A 20,053-nucleotide genomic window follows, 5' to 3' on the forward strand; every position below is an offset into this window, starting at 1 on the left:
GGGAATACTTTCCTTGTTCATTAAACTGAGGATACTCTCACAAGTATAGTTTTTTTGTTTTAAGCAATAATGCTAATGGTAGGTGGTGACGTATTGGTTAGTGGTATTTTTTTTTATTGGACTAGTTGGATTATTTGGGTTCTCATTACATTTTTCATGAAAAAAACTAAAAAAAGATTATTTTTTGCTTGTTGGATATTACTTTCCATAAGCTTTTCGAGATTTTATATAACGCTTGAGAGTTATTCTATTTCAGTTGCATTTCTAATCATACTTGGAGGTTCAATAATATTACTCATAAAGCTTCCTAATCTTATGTACCATTTAATTTCTTCTTACACGATAACGATTGGATATGCGGCCATTTTAATGTGGGAAAAAAACGCCCCGGTATGGATGATTCTGCCACGACATATTCAAATACCTCTAATACTTACTCTCACAATCATTTTATTGGAAAAATCATTATACGGTAGATTAAGCATCTGCTTATTGGGTGTCTGCGGTGGTGAAATGATTTACAGCCTTACATTATTCGGTTACGGATTTCAAGAGTCTATAGGAGAAATGCATTTTTTCGACAGTTTATTTTTTATCATAGTAATTCTAGCTATATTAGACATACTACATAATGGGAAAAACAAGTTATTTTTATTTATGGAGAACTATAAAGGATTGGTGAGGTGGCGTAATGAATGAATATACACTTCCAATAGTTTTTGGTGTGGCAATTGGTACCATAGCCAGAATGATGATGCTGCGAACAGATTATAGACAATATCCAACTTATTTACATGGAAAAGTCATTCATTTATCTTTGGGTTTTATAGCTGCGTCCCTAGGTGCAGTTGCCGTCCCGGCTATTATGGAAATGGAGTTTACAGCTGTAACCTTTTTAACATTAGCTGCGACTCAATTTAGAGAGGTTCGTAACATGGAGAGGAATACATTGACAGAAGTGGATGAATTTGAATTGGTTTCTCGAGGGAAAACCTACATAGAAGGAATTGCAATCTCTTTTGAAAGCAGAAATTACCTCGTTATATTTACTGCTTTTTTGGTCACGTTATTTTATATTATATGGAATGTGTACTTCGCTGTATTAGGTGGTGTGATAGGATTGATAGTGGCCAAAAAGCTAATGAGCGGTTCAACTATAAAAGATATTGTAGATATCGAGTACCATCCTGTTCACTTTGAAGGGTCTGGACTTTATATAGATAATATTTATATTATGAATATCGGTTTGCAAGAAAGACAAGAAGAAATACTTAAATACGGCATGGGATTTGTATTAGTTCCTAAAAGTATGGATGTTATAACAACTATAGGCAACTTAGGTCAGAGACAGGCTATATTGCATGATGTGTCTATTTCCCTGGGTGTGTTTCGGGATTCTGGAACACCAGCATTGACCCCATTAATAAAACGTGACTTAGATGATGGTCGGATAGGCGTATTCTTATTGCCACAGATTCGGGAAAAAAGCAAAGCAATTCAAATAATTGGTTCTGTACCAGTTTTGGAAACAGCAATTAGAATGCCATCCAAATCCAAAACACATAGAAGGAGGAAAAAAAGCTAGTGAATATTGAAAAAGCAATTTTGGCGGTCATAACTACTAATGATGCAAAGATAGCTGGTGGTGCACCTATATTTATTTGCGATGATAAAGAAGAGCTGGAAAAGATAGCTGCAAACCTGGAAGCAATAATCGATGGTATAGCACATGCGTTGAGCGAGGAATTATTTATAATTGTAAAGCACTAAAAATATTGTTAATAGGTGTAACTTTTGCTAGAATTAGTTAATGTTAAGGCAAATAGAACGTAAAGAGAAAGGATGTTCCTTTCATGAGGAAATCTGTTGTAGCAATTGTAGGAAGGCCCAATGTTGGAAAATCAACTATTTTTAATAGATTAGTTGGCGAAAGAATCTCTATTGTAGAAGATATTCCTGGTGTCACTAGAGACCGAATATACGCACAGGCAGAATGGTTGGCATCAACATTTAATATTATTGATACTGGTGGAATTGAGATAGGTGATGAACCTCTTCTGGTACAAATGCGCCATCAGGCAGAGGTTGCTATTGACGAAGCAGATGTAATCATCTTTTTGGTTAACGGGAGAGAAGGGATTACAGCAGCCGATGAAGAAGTTGCGAAGCTTTTATTCAAATCGAATAAACCAATTGTACTTGGTGTAAATAAAATAGATAATCCAGAAATGCGTGAGAAAGTATATGAGTACTATTCTTTAGGATTTGGGGAACCGTATCCGATATCAGGGTCGCATGGATTGGGGCTTGGAGATTTGCTAGATAAAGTAGTTAGCCATTTTCCGGAAAGAGAAGCAGATAATACGGACGAACAAACTATTTATTTTAGTTTAATTGGAAGACCGAATGTAGGGAAGTCCTCATTGGTAAATGCTTTTCTGAATGAAGAGCGCGTCATTGTAAGTGAAATAGAAGGAACTACCCGAGACGCTATAGACACCCACCTGCATAAAGATAATCAGGATTATGTCATTATCGACACTGCAGGTATGCGAAAACGTGGTAAAGTATATGAAACAACCGAAAAATATAGTGTGCTGCGCGCCTTAAAAGCAATTGAACGTTCCGATGTCGTATTGGTTTTGCTTGATGCTGAAACTGGAATAAGGGAACAGGATAAAAAAATTGCCGGGTATGCACATGAAGCCGGCCGGGCGATTGTTATCGTTGTTAATAAGTGGGATACAATTGAAACAAGTGAAAAGTCTATGAAGGACTTTGAAACAAAGATTAGAGCACACTTCCTGTACCTTAATTATGCTCCAATTGTATTTCTATCCGCTAAAACGAAAAAAAGACTCCACACATTATTGCCATCTGTAAAATTGGCGAGTGAGAATCATGCAAAACGAGTCCAAACCAACGTGTTAAATGATGTGGTCATGGATGCTATAGCGATGAATCCGACGTCGACTTTTAAAGGAAGACGGTTGAAGGTACTTTATGCAACACAAGTTGCGGTAAAGCCACCAAGTTTTGTCGTGTTTGTTAATGATCCTGAATTACTGCATTTTTCTTATGAAAGATTTCTGGAAAATAAAATCAGGGATGCATTCGGTTTTGTTGGTACTCCAATTAAACTATTTGCAAGAAAGCGACAATAAGGAGGGATCGTTGTGTCAAAAGTAGCAGTGTTGGGTGCAGGTAGCTGGGGAACAGCTTTAAGTATTGTGTTAGCTGATAATGGTCATGATGTCCGACTCTGGACTCATCGTAAGGAACAGGCAGAGAACATTAATAAAAACAGTAAAAATGAAAAGTATCTGGACGTGATGATTCCAGAAGGTATACGTGCATACCATGATTTAGAAGCAGCTATTGCAGATGTCACTGCAATTATAATTGTAGTGCCTACAAAAGCAATACGTGAGGTTTGCAAGCAGTTAAACAACATACTGACCCATACCCCCACGATAATTCATGCCTCCAAAGGTATTGAACCTGTTTCTTTAAAAAGAGTATCTGAACAGATTAGTGAAGAAATGGAAAGCTATTCATATGAGGATATTGTAGTTCTTTCAGGTCCAAGTCATGCAGAAGAAGTTGGTTTAAGACAACCTACAACAGTCACTGTATCATCTATTGATCTAACAAAAGCAGAAATTGCTCAGGATCTGTTTATTAATAAATCTTTTCGTGTTTACACAAGTCCGGACATTATAGGTATAGAACTAGGAGGTGCGTTGAAGAATATTATTGCGCTTGGTGCGGGGATATCTGACGGATTAGGTTTTGGTGATAATGCAAAAGCTGCACTTATAACAAGAGGCTTGGCTGAGATTGCAAGATTAGGTACCACACTTGGTGCAAACCCGCTTAGTTTTTTGGGACTGCCAGGAGTAGGAGATTTAATTGTAACTTGTACAAGTGTTCATAGTCGTAATTGGAGAGCAGGAAATTTACTCGGTAAAGGGAATAAACTGGAAGATGTTTTAGAACAGATGGGAATGGTAGTAGAAGGTGTTAGAACAGTTAAGGCAGCGTACCAATTTGCTGAAGAACAGCAAGTGGAAATGCCGATAACGACTGGTATATACCAAATACTCTTTGAGGAAAAAGACCCTAAAGATGTTGTTGAGCAATTAATGAACAGAACGAAACGTGAAGAGATGGATGACCTCGCTAAATTATTGAGTTAAAGGCGTTTCACCATAACACGTAATTACCCTCCTTGCATATAATATGTTGAATTAACATTGCAAGGAGGCGAGTGTGTGAATAATTTTCAAAAAGGACTTTTCGACAAATTACAACAAAATGCTGATATCAATCCAGATGATGTTTATAAAGTAGCAGATTCTGTAAAGCATGCAGATTTTTCAGATGAAAAAACGGTAAGAAGATTAGTTCGTCATTTATCAAAGATGGCTAATAAACCAATATCTAAGAGTAAAGAAGACAAAATTGTTCAATCGATTGTAAAGAATAAAATGCCGATGGATATGCAATCGTTAAATCAATTATTCAAAAAATAGTCATACTTGGGCAAGTGAGGATACATTAAAGCGTATACTTGCATAAAATAAATCGCACAAGCATTCATGGATAGAGTTGCCGTGGACGTTATTTAGTCAACCGGGATGAGGCTAGCCCCCTTCATCTCGGATTTTTTATGGCTGGGATAAATGTTCTCCTATATACTTAATTTTTGAAATAAAACATTTTGATACTTGGATTAAGTACCATATGTTATAATACGTTGTGCAAACTATACCCTTTTAAAACAGGAGTTGAAGAAATGTCAGAATCAATGCTGAAAATGTATATTTCGTTTGCAGGAATGATACTTTTATTCTTGGCGATCGGACTGATCTTGCTTAGCAGATATAAGCTGAAAGGCTGGTTAGCAGGAATCGTATCTATTTTTGCATATATCTCGTTAACAGTTGGCGGATTAATTATTTTTTATATCGTGTTTAGTGGCCCGACAAGGTAGGTCCATATGAGGAGGCTATCAAGTGAATTCTACATATATTAAATTATGCTTGACATTACTTTGTATTGTAATGTTAAGCGGCTGTCTTTATCCACAAAGCGAGCTATCAAAAAACCAAGCCCCTAATGAAACTCAATTAGAAATTGTACAAAATGCTGTTGAAGCGTACAGGGAAGAAAAACAAGGGTTAGTACCCATTAAAACAAAAATGAATGACACGCCTATTTTCCAAAAATATTTAATTGATTTTACAGCGTTAAAAGAATTAAACGTACTATCTGAGTTACCTGGAAACGCATATGAAAATGGTGGTATTTATCAATACACTATAATAACACCTGATGAGAACCCTCGTGTAAAGTTAATCGACTTACGAATAACTGAAGCTATACGTTCAGTTAACGTGCAATTAGAAATATACCGGAGCAAGCATACATATCCGCCGTTTAAAGCAGAAATTGAAGATGGTATCTATTCAATTGACTTTGAAAAGCTCGGTTTTGATTCTACTCCTACAGCGGTAAGCCCATACTCTAGAGAAAATCTTCCTATTGTTATGGATGTAAATGGTAATCTTTATATAGACTATAGAATAGATTTAAATCAGGCGTTGGAGGAATATGACCATACGTATGCAGAAGGTGATGATATTCGTTACATTCTAGCTGAAAACACACCTTTTGTCCCAGCATATTCATTGCCATATACAATTAAGGATGGCGAACCTGTATTTTTACCCCAAAATAATTAAATAAATATATCATATTAACTCCCTTGTGACATATATTGTTGCAAGGGTTTAATTGTTTACTCTATTTCAGTTTAAATGTTTTTTAATCTTATCACTGACTTTTTATGAGTTTTGCAAATATTTAAGTCATATTTTGATAGGACAACATCATAGACTTGTAATGTCAATTATTCGTAGTTTGTTCGTAATTAAAAGTACGGAGATCGGGAGGGGATCTTTTGGAAAGAGTTGATATTTTTAAAGATATTTCGAAACGGACTAATGGTGATATTTATTTAGGAGTAGTAGGAGCAGTCCGTACAGGCAAGTCAACTTTTATTAAGAAATTTATGGAGTTGGTTGTACTACCTAACATTGAAGATGAAAGTGAACGTGTAAGAGCACATGATGAATTACCACAAAGTGCTGCTGGTAAGACGATAATGACTACCGAGCCAAAATTTGTACCAAATCAAGCAGTTTCAGTAAATGTTGAAGATGGCCTTAATGTAAATATACGATTAGTTGATTGCGTTGGGTACGCAGTGGACAGTGCAAAAGGGTTTGAGGATGAAAATGGACCAAGAATGATTCATACACCTTGGTATGAAGATCCAATTCCATTTCATGATGCAGCAGAAATAGGCACTCGCAAGGTAATACAAGAACACTCCACTATTGGAGTAGTTGTTACAACAGATGGATCTTTTGGAGAAATCCCCCGAGGTGACTATATAGACTCTGAAGCTAAAGTAGTAGAAGAGCTTAAAGAAGTTGGCAAACCATTTATTATGGTTGTTAACTCAGTAAACCCTACAAGTCAACAAACAGAGTTGCTGCGGCAGGATCTATCTGAAAAATATGATATCCCGGTATTATCTATGAGTATCGAGTCAATGACTGAGCATGATGTTTATAACGTGTTGCGTGAAGCTTTGTATGAGTTCCCGGTATTGGAAGTAAATGTTAACCTTCCAAGTTGGGTAATGGTACTTAAAGAAAACCATTGGCTACGGTCTAATTATCAGGACGCAATTCAGGAAACCGTTAAGAATATTAAAAGATTAAGAGATGTTGATCAAATTGTTGGGGATTTCTCGGGTTATGATTATATTGACAAAGCAAATTTGGCCGGGATGGAAATGGGAGAAGGCGTTGCAGAAATTGATTTACATGCCCCTGATCACTTATATGATCAAATCTTAAAAGAGATTGTTGGCGAAGAGATTCGAGGAAAAGACCATTTACTACAGCTCATGCAGGACTTTTCTCATGCAAAAAGAGAATACGATCAAGTTTCTGCAGCCCTGCAAATGGTGAAACAGACAGGTTATGGGATTGCTGCTCCTACTCTGGAAGATATGATTTTAGATGAACCGGAAATAATCAGACAAGGCTCCAGATTCGGTGTCCGTTTAAAAGCAGTTGCTCCTTCCATCCATATGATAAAGGTAGAAGTTGAATCAGAATTCGCGCCAATAATAGGGACAGAAAAGCAAAGTGAAGAGTTAGTCAGGTACTTAATGCAGGACTTTGAAGAAGATCCACTATCGATTTGGGAATCGGATATATTTGGAAGGTCTCTCAGCTCGATTGTAAGAGAAGGAATACAGGCCAAGATCGCACTCATGCCAGAGAATGCAAGATATAAATTAAAAGATACACTGGAACGAATAATTAATGAGGGTTCTGGTGGCCTAATAGCAATTATTTTATAGCAGCTTATACTAGCTGCTTTTTTGCTGTTTGATTAAATTTAGTTTAAATTGATCACTTAACTGGAATTATTTTTCATATACTTTCTGATTTTACAATTAATTACATGGATACTATTTATATTTATTTCTTTGGACGGCAGGATTTTACGAAAAATTGTCGTATATATTTATTAGAGGTTTAAACCGCAGTTTAACTACAGTTGTTTGTTTTTTCCAAAATTTGTATTAAAAACAATCAAATTTAACTAAACACCATGTTTTAACAATTAAATACCGGAAATTTGGGTACTTATTGTTGAATTTTGTAGCAAACTCGGTTAATATAAGCCTTGTCACTAATGAAATAAGTGGCGTCTAAGTATAAAAGCTGGCAAATTGGTAAACAAATGATGATAGAATTATTATTTGAACCAATGTCGATTGAAACTATTTGGGAGGAGGTGAATGTCATGAACAAAACAGACTTAGTAAATGCTGTAGCAGAAAAAAGCGAACTTTCTAAAAAAGATGCTACCAAAGCAGTTGATGCAGTGTTCGAATCTGTCATGGATTCACTTAAACAAGGTGAAAAAGTACAGTTAATCGGATTTGGTAACTTTGAAGTACGTGAGCGTTCAGCTCGTAAGGGTCGTAATCCACAAACTGGAGAAGAGATCGAAATTCCTGCAAGTAAAGTTCCTGCTTTTAAACCAGGAAAAGCCCTTAAAGATAGCGTTAAGTAATATATACATAGGGCAAAAGGGTGCGTTTATGCGCGCCCTTTTTTTTATGTGTTACTAAATACTGTATTCATTGACTTTGGACTATTAATAAGACATATTTAACTATAGAATAAACGAGGAGGTAGCCTATGAGTGATACAACTTTTAAATCTGACTTTTTTGTAATAAGGGCGCTTGAAGATGGTGTAAATGTAATTGGTTTGACCAGAGGGAACGACACCCGTTTTCACCATTCTGAAAAATTGGATAAGGATGAGGTAATGATTGCACAATTCACAGAACACACATCTGCTGTCAAAGTTAGAGGAAAGGCAATTATACAAACTAGCCATGGTCAAATAGATAACAACTAGATTGGTTAAAGTTTTAGCTGCCGCTGATAAGTACTTGTCAGGAATTGATAGTTATCGAAAACACATAAATTATGCTATAATAACTACATAAATTAATGAATGGACGAAAGGGCGCAGGTGATACTTTTGAAAACTTCTAGTATGGACACTCGACACCTCAGAATCCTTATTGAAAAGAAGATAAAACACACATATCTAGAAAAGCACATACAAAAGCCCGTAATCGATGAAGAAAAGCTTATCTTATTGACAGCTGTTATAAAGAATACAACTTTATCTGCTACACAAAAAGAACACTATATTATTACGACAATGCTAGTTCAAATAGCTCTGGATACACATGACCTGGTCCCTGAAGTGAATTATCCTGATGAAAATGCAGAAGTTAAACTGCCAAAACAATTAAACGTTTTAGCAGGTGATTACTTTAGCGGTCTGTACTACTTGCTTTTATCCGAGATTGAAGACTTTGATCTAATACATAAGTTGGCTTCTGCTATAAAAGAGATAAATGAGTATAAGATGAAATTATATTATAAAGAAGCGGATTCATTTCAGGATTATATCGATTTAATCAAAGAGGTCGAATCTTTATTAATACGTTATGTGGGTGAGTATGTAAATGACTCCATTGTAAGTTCCATTACTTACAATTGGTTGATAACGAATAAGTTAATTCATGAAAGAAACAAATTTGGTAAATATGGATTTTCTTCACTTTTGGCTGAGTGGATAAACAATTCTTCCAGCACGGATGATTCTATTCTAGATATTGTCGAATCTATTATTAATACTAACTTAATTCAACTTGATGAAATGTTATTACAACTCCCTTTACAACACCAAACGCTTAAAGAACATATTAATTCGTCGTTACATGAATTACTATTAAAAAAGACTTCTATTGTGGAAGAAGGGTAAGCTATGTCTGAACAATCAAAGGAAGAACGTGTTCATCACGTCTTTGAAAAGATCTACACAAAATATGATTCCATGAATTCAATTATATCTTTTCAGCGGCATAAAGCATGGCGTAAAGACGTTATGAAAAGAATGAACGTCAAAAAGGGCTCCAAAGCACTTGATGTATGCTGCGGCACAGGTGACTGGTCCATTTCTTTAGCCGAAGCAACAGGATCCAATGGGGAAGTGGTTGGTTTGGACTTCAGTAAAAACATGCTTTCAGTTGCTGAAAGAAAAAAAGAAGAATTGAATCTGACCCAACTTGGTCTTATACATGGAAATGCAATGGAGCTTCCGTTTGAAGATAATTATTTTGACTATGTCACGATCGGTTTTGGTCTGCGAAATGTACCGGATTACCAGACTGTGCTAAAGGAAATGCATCGTGTAGTGAAACCAAATGGTAAAGTTGTCTGCCTAGAGACTTCTCAGCCTTCTGTATTTGGATTTCGCCAGTTATATTACTTTTATTTCCGTTTTATCATGCCTTTGATCGGAAGGTTATTTGCAAAGAGTTATAAGGAATATGCTTGGCTTCATGAATCAGCTAAGGATTTTCCAGATAAAAAAGAGTTGAAACAAATGTTCTTAGATGCGGGGTTTTCTCATGTCAAAATTAAAAGCTTTACTGGCGGGGTTGCAGCAATGCATATGGGCTTCAAATAATAAAACTAAATTTACCAAAATTATAGGTTTAACAATAAAAGGTGACACTCATGAAATTAGCTAAAACATATAATTATCTAAGAAAAGACTTAGATGTAATCGAGGAATCATTAAATAAAGTTATCCAAGCAAAACACCCGGTATTACGCGAGGCATCTACAGAATTATTGGAGGCAGGCGGAAAACGAATTCGTCCTGTTTTTGTCTTGCTGTCCGGTCAAATAGGCAATTATAACATCAATCGTATAAAAACAGTTGCTGTTACATTGGAACTTATCCATATGGCTACACTCGTACACGATGATGTTATAGACGATGCTGAGCTGCGCAGAGGGAAGCCGACCATAAAGCACCTGTATGGTAATCGGGTAGCTATGTACACAGGAGATTATATATTAGCGCGGGCATTAGAAGAAATAGCAACACTGAAAGACCCACATGTACATCGTCTGCTATCTAAAACAATTGTTGATGTTTGTTTAGGCGAAATAGAACAAATACAGGATAAATACAATTGGGATCAAAATTTGCGTGATTATCTTCGGAGAATAAAGCGTAAAACAGCGCTGCTAATAGCTACAAGTTGTGAATTAGGTGCCATCGTTTCTGGACTGTCTGAAAAGGAAGCAACTAAATTATATAAGTACGGTTACTACATAGGAATGTCCTATCAGATAATTGACGATATACTTGATTTTACTTCTTCGGCTAAAGAACTTGGGAAACCTGCGGGTAACGATTTACTTCAGGGAAACATAACCCTTCCTGTTTTGTTTGCTATGGATAATAGATCATTTGATCAATTGGTTAAGAATATGTTCCAAAATCCAGAAGAAATTGATGAAAATGATATTAAGAAGCTATTAGAGAAACTGAGAAGTACGAATGCAATTGAAAAATCCTATAAACTTAGTGAACTCTATCTACAAAAGGCTTTAAAGGCACTAGATGACATTCCAAACAGTAGAGCAAAGCTAACATTACAGGATATAGCAAAGTATATTGGAAAAAGAAGATCATAATCTAATTGTTATTTTTCTATAAATTTGATAAAATTTTAAGGGTTGGACAATTATATATACTACTTAATGAGGTGTAAAAAATGGAAAAAACATTTTTAATGGTAAAGCCAGACGGTGTACAGCGTAATTTGGTTGGAGAAATCGTAAAAAGGTTTGAAGCAAAAGGATTTAAATTAGTTGGAGCAAAATTAATGGTTATCTCTAACGATTTAGCAGCAAATCATTACGGGGAACATAAAGAAAGACCTTTCTTTGGTGAATTGGTTAACTTCATCACTTCAGGTCCTGTTTTTGCAATGGTTTGGGAAGGTGAAAATGTAATTTTAACTGCTCGTGATATGATGGGGAAAACAAATCCATTAGAAGCTGCCTCTGGTACTATTCGTGGAGACTTTGGTATGACTGTAGGTAAGAATGTTATCCATGGTTCGGATTCGCCTGAAAGTGCTGAAAGAGAAATCGGTTTGTTTTTCGATAAGAGTGAAGTCGTAACTTATTCAAAACAAGATAGTGTATGGATTTACTAATGCAATTTAAAACCTCCGTTTCCTTAACGGAGGTTTTTTACACAATCAACTGGAAAGTGAATGAGGCATATGAAAATGGCTGAAGAATACATAGACTTTGTTTTTCGTATTAAACAAAAACTAGGGATTGACTTAACTCTATATAAAGAGGCTCAAATGAAGCGAAGGCTCACCTCTCTAAGAAATAAACGGGGCTATCACGATTTCCCATCCTATTATCAAGCACTGAATAAAGAAGATGTCTTGTTAAAAGAATTTGTTGATCGCCTTACTATCAATGTGTCGGAATTCTATCGAAATCCAAAAAGATGGGACGTATTGAAAGATACGATAGTTCCACTTCTACTTAAACAAAATAATAGATTAACAATCTGGAGTGCAGCATGTTCCACGGGGGAAGAACCATACAGTGTTGCTATTATGGTGAAAGAACACTTCCCACAAGCTGATGTCCAAATTATAGCGACAGATATCGATGAAAATGCTCTCAGTAAGGCAAAACAGGGTGTTTATCACCTGCAGGCCCTCAAAGAGTTGCCAGATAAAATAATAAAAAAGTATTTTACTGAGAAACATGGGCTATATTATATCCATCCAGATCTGAAACACCGCATAACTTATAAAAAGCATAATTTATTAGCCGACGTATATCCCGGACATATGGATTTAATTATTTGCAGGAATGTTTTAATTTACTTCACCGAGGAAGCAAAAGATAGTATTTATCAGAACTTCAGCAAGGCTCTTAAGCAGAACGGTATTTTGTTTGTCGGTAGTACGGAACAGATTTTCAGCCCTGGTAAATATAATTTAAGTTTGGTAGATACTTTCTTCTACCAAAAACAATAAAAATACTATTTTATTTCTGTATGTTACTTTTAGGTTCTGATAGCATAACTTTTTGTGGTGACATACTGATTGAGTCTCTTGTCTGGATAAGAGATTATTAATGTATATTTAAATGTTTTTTAACATATTTTTAATTCTTATAACAATAATAAAAACAGATATGATATAGTTATTAGAAAAATCTAAGTGAAGGAGAATGTAAATTGCGCTACTTAACTGCAGGAGAATCACATGGAAAACAACTAACAACCATAATAGAAGGTATACCAGCTAAAATGCCTTTAGTTAGACAGGATATAAATGAGTCTTTATTACGCAGACAGAAAGGACATGGACGGGGCAAGAGAATGCAAATAGAAAAAGACCTTGTGGAAATAACAAGTGGTGTACGACATGGTTATACATTGGGTTCACCGCTTTCACTAGTTGTACATAACGATGACTTCAAGCATTGGATAGATGTTATGGGCGAGGATCCTATTGAGGAAGATACAAAAATAAGAAGGGTCATAACGAGACCAAGACCTGGTCACGCAGATCTCAATGGCGCTATGAAATATGGTCACCGCGATATACGTAATGTATTAGAACGTTCTTCTGCTCGGGAAACTACAGTACGAGTAGCAGCAGGAGCAGTAGCAAAGACATTATTAAAGCAATTGGGAATAAATATAACTGGATATGTAAAAGAGATAGCAGGAATTATTGCTGAGGACAGTAATCTGCGTACAGTAGAAGAGCGTGCGGCTGCTTCGGATCAATCTCCTGTACGTGTACTAGATAAAAGTGTAGAACAACCAATGATGGATGCAATTGACCTGGCAAAAAAAGAAGGTGATTCTATTGGCGGTGTGGTAGAGGTGTACGTAGAAGGTATGCCTGCTGGAATAGGCTCATATGTTCATTATGACCGTAAACTGGATAGTCGCATAGCTGGCAGCGTAGTTAGTATTAATGCATTTAAAGGTGTAGAATTCGGAATTGGTTTTGAAGCAGCAAAAAGGAATGGCAGTCAGGTTCATGATGAAATTGGCTGGAGTGAAAATGAGGGCTATTACCGGAAGACTAACCGCTTGGGTGGATTTGAAGGCGGGATGACTACTGGTATGCCACTAGTTATTAAAGGTGTTATGAAGCCAATCCCTACGTTAATGAAAAAGCCACTGCAAAGTGTAGATATTGAAACAAAAGAACCATTTAAAGCTACGGTAGAAAGGTCTGACGCCTGTGCTGTCCCGGCTGCAGCTGTAGTAATGGAACATGTTGTAGCTTTTGAATTAGCTAAAGCTATTACAGAACAGTTTCCAAGTGATCAGTTTCCCAAACTGCAAGAAGCAGTAGCTCAATACCGCGAAGAGATAAGGTGTTTCTAGTGGACGATATTATAGTTAAATCAAGTTCTCATTCTTATGCTATTACAATTGGGGAAAATGTCCGTTTTCTGGTAGATAACTATGTAACAAAGAAATACTCGTCAATATTAGTTGTTTCAGACAAAACGGTAGCTGATTTGTATGCGAATGATATTATGAATAGTCTAAAAGGGGAAAATACTTTTCTGTCTATTGTCCCTGTAGGCGAGCAGTCTAAAGATATTCGTTTATTTTATCAGCTCCATACAGAAGCTATAAACCATGGTCTGGATCGTCAATCATTGATTATCGCACTCGGAGGTGGGGTAATCGGTGATTTAGCAGGATTTGTAGCCTCCACCTACATGAGAGGCATTGACTACATTCAACTGCCTACGACCATACTTGCCCATGATAGTAGTGTGGGTGGAAAGGTAGCAATTAACCATGAATTGGGTAAGAATTTAATTGGTAGCTTTTATCCTCCTAAAGCTGTTATTTACGATACGCAAACACTACAAACTTTAAGTGAAAAAGAGGTTCGCTCTGGTTATGCCGAATTAATTAAAGAAGCATTAATTGCAGATGGCGCTTTTTTAAATTCATTACTGGAAACAGACTTATTTTCTTTATCCACAAAAGAGCTGGAAGAACACTTGCGAACTGGTATAAAAATTAAAGCTACTATTGTTGAAGAAGATGAAAAGGAAGCTGGAAATCGCAAATACTTAAATTTAGGCCATACACTGGGACATGCCTTAGAGACGGAATTAGGATACGGTACCATAACCCATGGAGAAGCCGTTGCGATAGGTTTGTTATTTTCTATACACGTAAGTGAATTAATGTACGCTACTAAATTACCTTATAACCCACTTCTTAAATGGTTTAAAAAGAATCACTATCCATTAGACTTACGAAATATTGATGAGAAATCATTACTGAATATAATGAAGTCAGATAAAAAGATTATGAATAAAATGATTCAGATGGTTCTCCTGAAAGATACTGGTCAACCTACTATCCAGGAGCTGGATGATGAGGATCTTCATTCTTACTTGAAATCATTTATTACAAAGCTGTCGAGTGAATGATACGTGATGAGTGGAATTAAAATTTGTTGCACAATTTTTAAAACGGTGCAGCCCCGGCTGTAACCAGTATAACTATGATAAATGAGGGAGTAATTTGTAATGCATGAAAAAAAGATACTAAGAGAATTAGCTCCATACCAACAGGGGAAACAAATTCACGAAATTAAAGAGAAGTATGGTTTAGATCATATCGTAAAACTTGCTTCAAATGAAAACCCATATGGTTACTCAAAGAAAGTATCCGAACACATTACAGCAAATGTGCAGGAATTCGCTATATATCCTGATGGTTACACATCCGAATTACGCAGTGCCATCGCATCAAAGCTATCCGTTCAAGAAAACCAGTTGTTGTTTGGCAGTGGCTCAGATGAAATAGTACAAATGATAAGCCGAGCTTTTTTATATCCAGGCGTTAATACAGTTATGGCTACACCAACGTTTCCCCAGTATAAACATAACGCACTGGTTGAAGGGGCGGCCATAAAGGAGGTTCCCACTGTAGATGGCAATCATGATCTGCAATCGATGCTCGATGTGATTGATCATAATACGAGTGTCGTTTGGCTTTGCTCACCCAATAATCCAACAGGGAGTTTGATACCAAAGGATTTGTTTCATTCATTTATGGCCAACTGTTCTAAAGAAGTAGTAGTGGTGCTGGACGAAGCTTATTACGAGTATATAGATCCTGAAAATGATGTTGAAGCTATCAGGTATTTAGCGAATTATCCTAATCTGGTTATTCTAAGGACTTTTTCAAAAGCTTATGGATTAGCTGGATTGCGAATAGGTTACGGGATAGCTAACGAAAATTTAATAACTAAGTTGGATGTCGTACGGGGACCGTTTAATACTACTTCACTTGCACAGAAAGCTGCACTTATAGCATTAGAAGATGACCAATTTATTAAAGACACCACGTTTATGAATAGAGAAGCCAAGGAATCTTTTCAGCAATTTTTAGACAGCATAGGGTGGGGCTACTACGAATCTCAAACGAATTTTCTATTAGTTACTACTCCTGTTCCCGGAAATGATGTTTTTGATTACTTATTGAAGCATGGATTCATCGTTAGACCTGGAGAAGGGCTCGGATGCCCTAACACAATTAGGTTAACTATAGGAAATGAAACGAACATGAAAGAATTACAGGACTTACTCTATAAATTTCACCTTCAAGAAGCACACAAGGAGATTTAAATTATGAAACATAATGTTGTAGTAGCCGGACTTGGTCTTATCGGCGGTTCGCTGGCAAAAGCAATCGTGCAATTTAACCAGGTCCATGTCGTCGGTTACGACGTAAACAAGGATACAATGGATTTTGCTGTTATGAATGGTATTGTTCATGAATCAAATCCAGACTTTAAACAAGCTGTCCAAACAGCAGATGTAGTCATTCTGGCTGTTCCTATTTCAGAAACAATACGTCTTATGAAAATTATGGATAACCTTCCTTTATCACATGATGTTGTTGTTACGGATGTAGCTTCTGTAAAAAGTTCTATTTTAGAGGTGGCTAATTCACTGGACAATAAGCATATTAGTTTTATAGGTGGGCATCCAATGGCTGGCTCCCATAAAAAAGGGATTCAAGCAGCTAAGGCTCACTTATTTGAAAATGCGATCTATGTATTAACACCGTCCATAAACAGTACGAATGAAAAATTGGAATTGCTAAAATATATTCTGGAACCAACAAAAAGTAAATTTGTACTGCTGAATGCAGATGAACATGATGAAATGACAGCGGTTGTTTCTCATTTTCCACATCTAATTGCATCATCTCTTGTTCACCAAGCTAATAAATGGTCGGATACACATGCTTTCTTACCTAAGCTTGCGGCAGGTGGTTTTCAGGATATAACCAGGATTGCTTCAAGCAATCCTGCAATGTGGCAGGATATTTTTTTTCACAATCAGACTAAAATGAGCCAACTGCTGGAGGAATGGATCCACGAGATGCAAACATTGAAACATTTGGTTGATTCTAATGATAAAAAACGTATGGTAGCTTTTCTGCAAAACGCTAAAACCTACAGAGATGGTTTAGGGAAAACTGATAAAGGAGCCATCCCGTCATTTTATGATTTATATGTGGATATAAGGGATCAGACAGGGGCAATTGCCTCTGTCGCCCAGCTTCTTGCAAATGAAGAAATCAGCATTACTAATATTCAAATCTTAGAAATACGGGATGGAATAACCGGGGTTTTACGTGTAAGTCTTGCTACGGAAGAAGCTCAGATGCGAAGCTATGAACTATTACTAGAAAATAAATATGAAATTATGACTATCTAAGGAAGTGAACTGAAGTGAATGAAATAAAGTTAACACCGAATTCAAAACCGCTATCTGGAGTAATTGAAGTACCAGGGGACAAGTCCATATCTCACAGAGCGGTAATTTTAGGATCTTTAGCCAAAGGAACAACAAAAGTGACTCACTTTCTAGATGGGGAAGATTGTATGCGCACTGTACATGCGTTCCAGGCAATGGGAGTTTCTATCGAAAGAAGTGACTCAACACTTTTGATTGAAGGTAGAGGTATATCAGGTTTAAACGAGCCTACAGTACCTTTATATTTCGGAAATTCAGGCACTACTGGAAGGTTAATGCTTGGATTGTTAGCCGGATTACCATTTTTCACAACTGTTTACGGAGACGAATCCTTGTCCAAGCGCCCCATGGATCGAGTTGTAGATCCGTTAAGACTAATGGGGGCTAGTTTTGATGGCAGGGGGCATGGCAGTTATTTACCTTTGTCCATTCGGGGAGAAAACTTAAAAGGAATTGACTATACATTGCCAGTTAAAAGCGCACAAGTTAAATCTGCTATTCTTCTAGCTGGCCTGGTCGCCGATGGAGAAACACAAGTTACAGAGAAAACTAATACAAGAGATCATACGGAAAATATGTTACAAGCTTTTGGGGCAGATATTATATCGAATGAGAACAATACAACTATTACAAGCAAGAAAGAACTTAGTGCAACGGATGTCTATGTTCCTGGCGACATTTCTTCTGCTGCTTTCTTCTTGGTAGCTGCAGCTATCGTACCAAATAGTGTTATAACGTTGAAAAATGTTGGGCTAAATGTAACACGAACCGGAATTATAGATGTACTGACAGAAATGGGAGCATCTATTCAAGTTACAAACCAAAGAACGTTGAGCGGGGAGTTGTTTGGTGATATACATGTAAAGTACAGTAATCTTCATGGTATCACCATAGAAGGTGAAATTATACCAAGGTTAATTGATGAAATTCCTATCATTGCCTTATTAGCCACTCAAGCAAGTGGGGCAACAGTTATTCGAAATGCAGAAGAACTGCGTGTAAAAGAAACAGATCGAATTGCTGCTGTTGTGGATGTATTATCAACTTTAGGTGCTTCTGTGGAAGCAACTGACGATGGCATGATAATACATGGGAAAACATCTTTAAAGGGAGGAGCAGTATCTTCCTATAATGATCATCGGATCGCAATGATGGCTGCTATTTCCTCCTTAGTTGCAACAGAAGAAGTGATTCTTGATGATAAAGATTGCATTTCAATATCCTATCCAACATTCTTTGCGGATTTACACGATGTAATGAGTTGAGAACAATAGGTGAGCAAGCGCTGTATTTTTCGAACATGCAAGAAGAGTCCACCAAATAGTGGATTCTTTTGTTTTATTTGAACATCGTAAAACTTTTCGATATGATAAAAATCATTGCAGGTTGAATAGGGATTTATGATAGGAAGGTAAGTGCAGTATAGAAAGGAAGTTCATGATGGAGACGATTAGGCAAGCAGTTAATTTAATGGAAGGTAATCAATCAGAAAAAGCAATCGAACTATTGGAAAATTATTTGCCGATAGCTGATGAGGAAGAAAAATTTACAATTGCTGAATTATACATTCAGTGGGGATTTCTCGAAGAAGCTGCAGTGATATTAAACGAGCTGTTACAGAGATATCCGAATGAAAGTGAGTTAAAAGTGACGCTTGCCGATATATACATCGAACTGGATAATGATGAATCAGCTATTAATTTATTAAATGATATTGAGGAGAATGATCCAGCATATGTGCAGGCATTAATACAGTTAGCTGATTTATACCAGGCACAGGGTTTGTTTGAAGTGGCTGAACAGAAATTACTTGTGGCCAAACAACATCAGCCAAATGAGCCTATCATTGATTTTGCTTTAGGGGAATTACTTTTCTCAGTGGGTGAATACAGGAAGGCGATCACGTATTACGAAAAAACCCTCCCTGAATTCAATGAAGTAGCAAATGTCTCAATTAATGACAGGTTAGCAGAGGCTCATGCTGCTTCGGGAGACTACGAATTAGCTTTAACCTTTTACCAAAACACAGAAAATGAACATCCTGACACCTTATTTAAATATGGATACACAGCATATCAGGCCGGCAGAAAGGATATTGCCATTAAAGCATGGGAGCAGGTTATTGAAATTGATGCTTATTACCATACAGTCTATTATCAACTGGCCAAAGCCTATGAAGAAGAAGGCCTGTTACAAGAAGCTTATGAAACGGCAAAAAAAGGATTGGATTTTGATGAATTTAATAAAGAATTATTCTTCCTGGCAGGAGTCTTTGCACATCATCTAGATAGAAATGATGAAAGTGAGAAATGGATCCGTGAGGCAATCGCGTTAGAACCCGATTATAAAGAGGCAATACTATTTCTAATTGAGCTATTTAAAACAAATGATAACAATTCTGAGATAGTAAGTTTACTCACAGAGATAAAAGGACTTGGTGCAGACGATTCACTTTATGAATGGGAGTTAGCACGCGCATATAATAAAATAGAATCATTCGATAATGCATTAAAGCACTATAAGTCAGCATATAATAACCTTAACGAAGACAGTGACTTCATGAAAGAATTTGGCTATTTTCTAACAGAGGAAGGGAGGACGAAGGAGGCAATAGCAGTATTTGAAGCATATTTAATCCAACAACCTTCAGATGATGAATCAGAAGAATTCTTAAGTCGTTTAAAGCAGTCAAATGAGCACTGATATGATAGAATTATA

At 36.5% G+C, this 20,053-nt stretch carries 22 protein-coding genes; all 22 read left to right on the top strand.

All coding sequences use genetic code 11. The annotated features are described in order from the left end of the window. The first annotated feature begins 93 nt into the window (after positions 1-93). On the top strand, positions 94-699 hold the full coding sequence (locus tag QGM71_RS02935) for a YphA family membrane protein (protein ID WP_327606012.1): 606 nt from the start codon (positions 94-96) through the stop codon (positions 697-699). After that, the gene (locus QGM71_RS02940; protein WP_327606013.1) at positions 692-1,585 is read left to right on the top strand and encodes a YIEGIA family protein; all 894 of its coding nucleotides are present in this window, start codon (positions 692-694) and stop codon (positions 1,583-1,585) included. Before QGM71_RS02935 ends, QGM71_RS02940 begins: the two co-directional genes overlap by 8 nt. Then, on the top strand, positions 1,585-1,770 hold the full coding sequence (locus QGM71_RS02945) for a capping complex subunit for YIEGIA (RefSeq protein WP_327606014.1): 186 nt from the start codon (positions 1,585-1,587) through the stop codon (positions 1,768-1,770). Before QGM71_RS02940 ends, QGM71_RS02945 begins: the two co-directional genes overlap by 1 nt. 83 nt (positions 1,771-1,853) lie before the next feature. Further along, positions 1,854-3,164 (top strand): ribosome biogenesis GTPase Der, encoded by a 1,311-nt coding sequence (gene der, locus QGM71_RS02950; protein ID WP_327606015.1) that lies wholly within the window; start codon positions 1,854-1,856, stop codon positions 3,162-3,164. A gap of 12 nt (positions 3,165-3,176) precedes the next feature. Next, positions 3,177-4,199, top strand: coding sequence for an NAD(P)H-dependent glycerol-3-phosphate dehydrogenase (locus tag QGM71_RS02955; protein ID WP_327606016.1), 1,023 nt, complete (start codon positions 3,177-3,179; stop codon positions 4,197-4,199). Positions 4,200-4,274: 75 nt separating this feature from the next. After that, positions 4,275-4,535: a stage VI sporulation protein F gene (locus tag QGM71_RS02960; RefSeq protein WP_327606017.1), complete on the top strand. Its 261-nt coding sequence runs from the start codon at positions 4,275-4,277 to the stop codon at positions 4,533-4,535. A 263-nt stretch (positions 4,536-4,798) separates the two neighbouring features. Further along, positions 4,799-4,996: a DUF2768 domain-containing protein gene (locus tag QGM71_RS02965; RefSeq protein WP_327606018.1), complete on the top strand. Its 198-nt coding sequence runs from the start codon at positions 4,799-4,801 to the stop codon at positions 4,994-4,996. A 22-nt stretch (positions 4,997-5,018) separates the two neighbouring features. After that, positions 5,019-5,747, top strand: coding sequence for a hypothetical protein (locus tag QGM71_RS02970; RefSeq protein WP_327606019.1), 729 nt, complete (start codon positions 5,019-5,021; stop codon positions 5,745-5,747). Positions 5,748-5,965: 218 nt separating this feature from the next. After that, entirely contained in the window at positions 5,966-7,444 is a 1,479-nt protein-coding gene (gene spoIVA / locus QGM71_RS02975) for a stage IV sporulation protein A (RefSeq protein WP_327606020.1), read from the top strand. A gap of 449 nt (positions 7,445-7,893) precedes the next feature. Continuing rightward, positions 7,894-8,166 (top strand): HU family DNA-binding protein, encoded by a 273-nt coding sequence (locus tag QGM71_RS02980; RefSeq protein WP_327606021.1) that lies wholly within the window; start codon positions 7,894-7,896, stop codon positions 8,164-8,166. A 128-nt stretch (positions 8,167-8,294) separates the two neighbouring features. Next, the gene (gene mtrB, locus QGM71_RS02985; RefSeq protein WP_327606022.1) at positions 8,295-8,519 is read left to right on the top strand and encodes a trp RNA-binding attenuation protein MtrB; all 225 of its coding nucleotides are present in this window, start codon (positions 8,295-8,297) and stop codon (positions 8,517-8,519) included. 126 nt (positions 8,520-8,645) lie between these two features. Next, the gene (locus tag QGM71_RS02990) at positions 8,646-9,440 is read left to right on the top strand and encodes a heptaprenyl diphosphate synthase component 1 (RefSeq protein ID WP_327606023.1); all 795 of its coding nucleotides are present in this window, start codon (positions 8,646-8,648) and stop codon (positions 9,438-9,440) included. A gap of 3 nt (positions 9,441-9,443) precedes the next feature. Beyond that, positions 9,444-10,148, top strand: coding sequence for a demethylmenaquinone methyltransferase (menG, locus tag QGM71_RS02995; protein ID WP_327606024.1), 705 nt, complete (start codon positions 9,444-9,446; stop codon positions 10,146-10,148). A gap of 50 nt (positions 10,149-10,198) precedes the next feature. Further along, positions 10,199-11,170 carry a heptaprenyl diphosphate synthase component II gene (gene hepT / locus QGM71_RS03000; protein ID WP_327606025.1) on the top strand — a complete coding sequence of 324 codons (972 nt, stop codon included), beginning with the start codon at positions 10,199-10,201 and terminating at the stop codon, positions 11,168-11,170. Between the two features lie 80 nt (positions 11,171-11,250). Then, a complete protein-coding gene (gene ndk / locus QGM71_RS03005) occupies positions 11,251-11,697 on the top strand; it encodes a nucleoside-diphosphate kinase (protein ID WP_327606026.1) in 447 nt (148 codons plus the stop codon). Between the two features lie 75 nt (positions 11,698-11,772). After that, positions 11,773-12,546 (top strand): CheR family methyltransferase, encoded by a 774-nt coding sequence (locus QGM71_RS03010; RefSeq protein WP_327606027.1) that lies wholly within the window; start codon positions 11,773-11,775, stop codon positions 12,544-12,546. Between the two features lie 203 nt (positions 12,547-12,749). Further along, positions 12,750-13,919 carry a chorismate synthase gene (aroC, locus tag QGM71_RS03015; RefSeq protein ID WP_327606028.1) on the top strand — a complete coding sequence of 390 codons (1,170 nt, stop codon included), beginning with the start codon at positions 12,750-12,752 and terminating at the stop codon, positions 13,917-13,919. Then, positions 13,919-14,992, top strand: a complete 1,074-nt coding sequence (gene aroB, locus QGM71_RS03020; protein WP_327606029.1) for a 3-dehydroquinate synthase — start codon at positions 13,919-13,921, stop codon at positions 14,990-14,992. Before aroC ends, aroB begins: the two co-directional genes overlap by 1 nt. Before the next feature lie 99 nt (positions 14,993-15,091). Beyond that, a complete protein-coding gene (gene hisC, locus QGM71_RS03025) occupies positions 15,092-16,195 on the top strand; it encodes a histidinol-phosphate transaminase (RefSeq protein ID WP_327606030.1) in 1,104 nt (367 codons plus the stop codon). Between the two features lie 3 nt (positions 16,196-16,198). Further along, entirely contained in the window at positions 16,199-17,296 is a 1,098-nt protein-coding gene (locus QGM71_RS03030; RefSeq protein ID WP_327606031.1) for a prephenate dehydrogenase, read from the top strand. Positions 17,297-17,310: 14 nt separating this feature from the next. Next, complete coding sequence (aroA, locus tag QGM71_RS03035) at positions 17,311-18,600, top strand: 3-phosphoshikimate 1-carboxyvinyltransferase (protein WP_327606032.1); 1,290 nt, start codon at positions 17,311-17,313, stop codon at positions 18,598-18,600. A gap of 175 nt (positions 18,601-18,775) precedes the next feature. Further along, complete coding sequence (locus tag QGM71_RS03040) at positions 18,776-20,038, top strand: tetratricopeptide repeat protein (RefSeq protein ID WP_327606033.1); 1,263 nt, start codon at positions 18,776-18,778, stop codon at positions 20,036-20,038. Positions 20,039-20,053: the final 15 nt, after the last annotated feature.

Source organism: Virgibacillus tibetensis (assembly GCF_036026595.1).
Lineage (GTDB): Bacteria > Bacillota > Bacilli > Bacillales > Amphibacillaceae > Virgibacillus_P > Virgibacillus_P tibetensis.

Coding starts and splice junctions, on each gene's coding strand:
- mtrB (WP_327606022.1), top strand. CDS start 8,295: ATGAGTGATACAACTTTTAAATCTGACTTTTTTGTAATAAGGGCGCTT.
- QGM71_RS03030 (WP_327606031.1), top strand. CDS start 16,199: ATGAAACATAATGTTGTAGTAGCCGGACTTGGTCTTATCGGCGGTTCG.
- hepT (WP_327606025.1), top strand. CDS start 10,199: ATGAAATTAGCTAAAACATATAATTATCTAAGAAAAGACTTAGATGTA.
- menG (WP_327606024.1), top strand. CDS start 9,444: ATGTCTGAACAATCAAAGGAAGAACGTGTTCATCACGTCTTTGAAAAG.
- QGM71_RS03010 (WP_327606027.1), top strand. CDS start 11,773: ATGGCTGAAGAATACATAGACTTTGTTTTTCGTATTAAACAAAAACTA.
- QGM71_RS02980 (WP_327606021.1), top strand. CDS start 7,894: ATGAACAAAACAGACTTAGTAAATGCTGTAGCAGAAAAAAGCGAACTT.
- hisC (WP_327606030.1), top strand. CDS start 15,092: ATGCATGAAAAAAAGATACTAAGAGAATTAGCTCCATACCAACAGGGG.
- der (WP_327606015.1), top strand. CDS start 1,854: ATGAGGAAATCTGTTGTAGCAATTGTAGGAAGGCCCAATGTTGGAAAA.
- QGM71_RS02965 (WP_327606018.1), top strand. CDS start 4,799: ATGTCAGAATCAATGCTGAAAATGTATATTTCGTTTGCAGGAATGATA.
- ndk (WP_327606026.1), top strand. CDS start 11,251: ATGGAAAAAACATTTTTAATGGTAAAGCCAGACGGTGTACAGCGTAAT.
- QGM71_RS02940 (WP_327606013.1), top strand. CDS start 692: ATGAATGAATATACACTTCCAATAGTTTTTGGTGTGGCAATTGGTACC.
- QGM71_RS03040 (WP_327606033.1), top strand. CDS start 18,776: ATGGAGACGATTAGGCAAGCAGTTAATTTAATGGAAGGTAATCAATCA.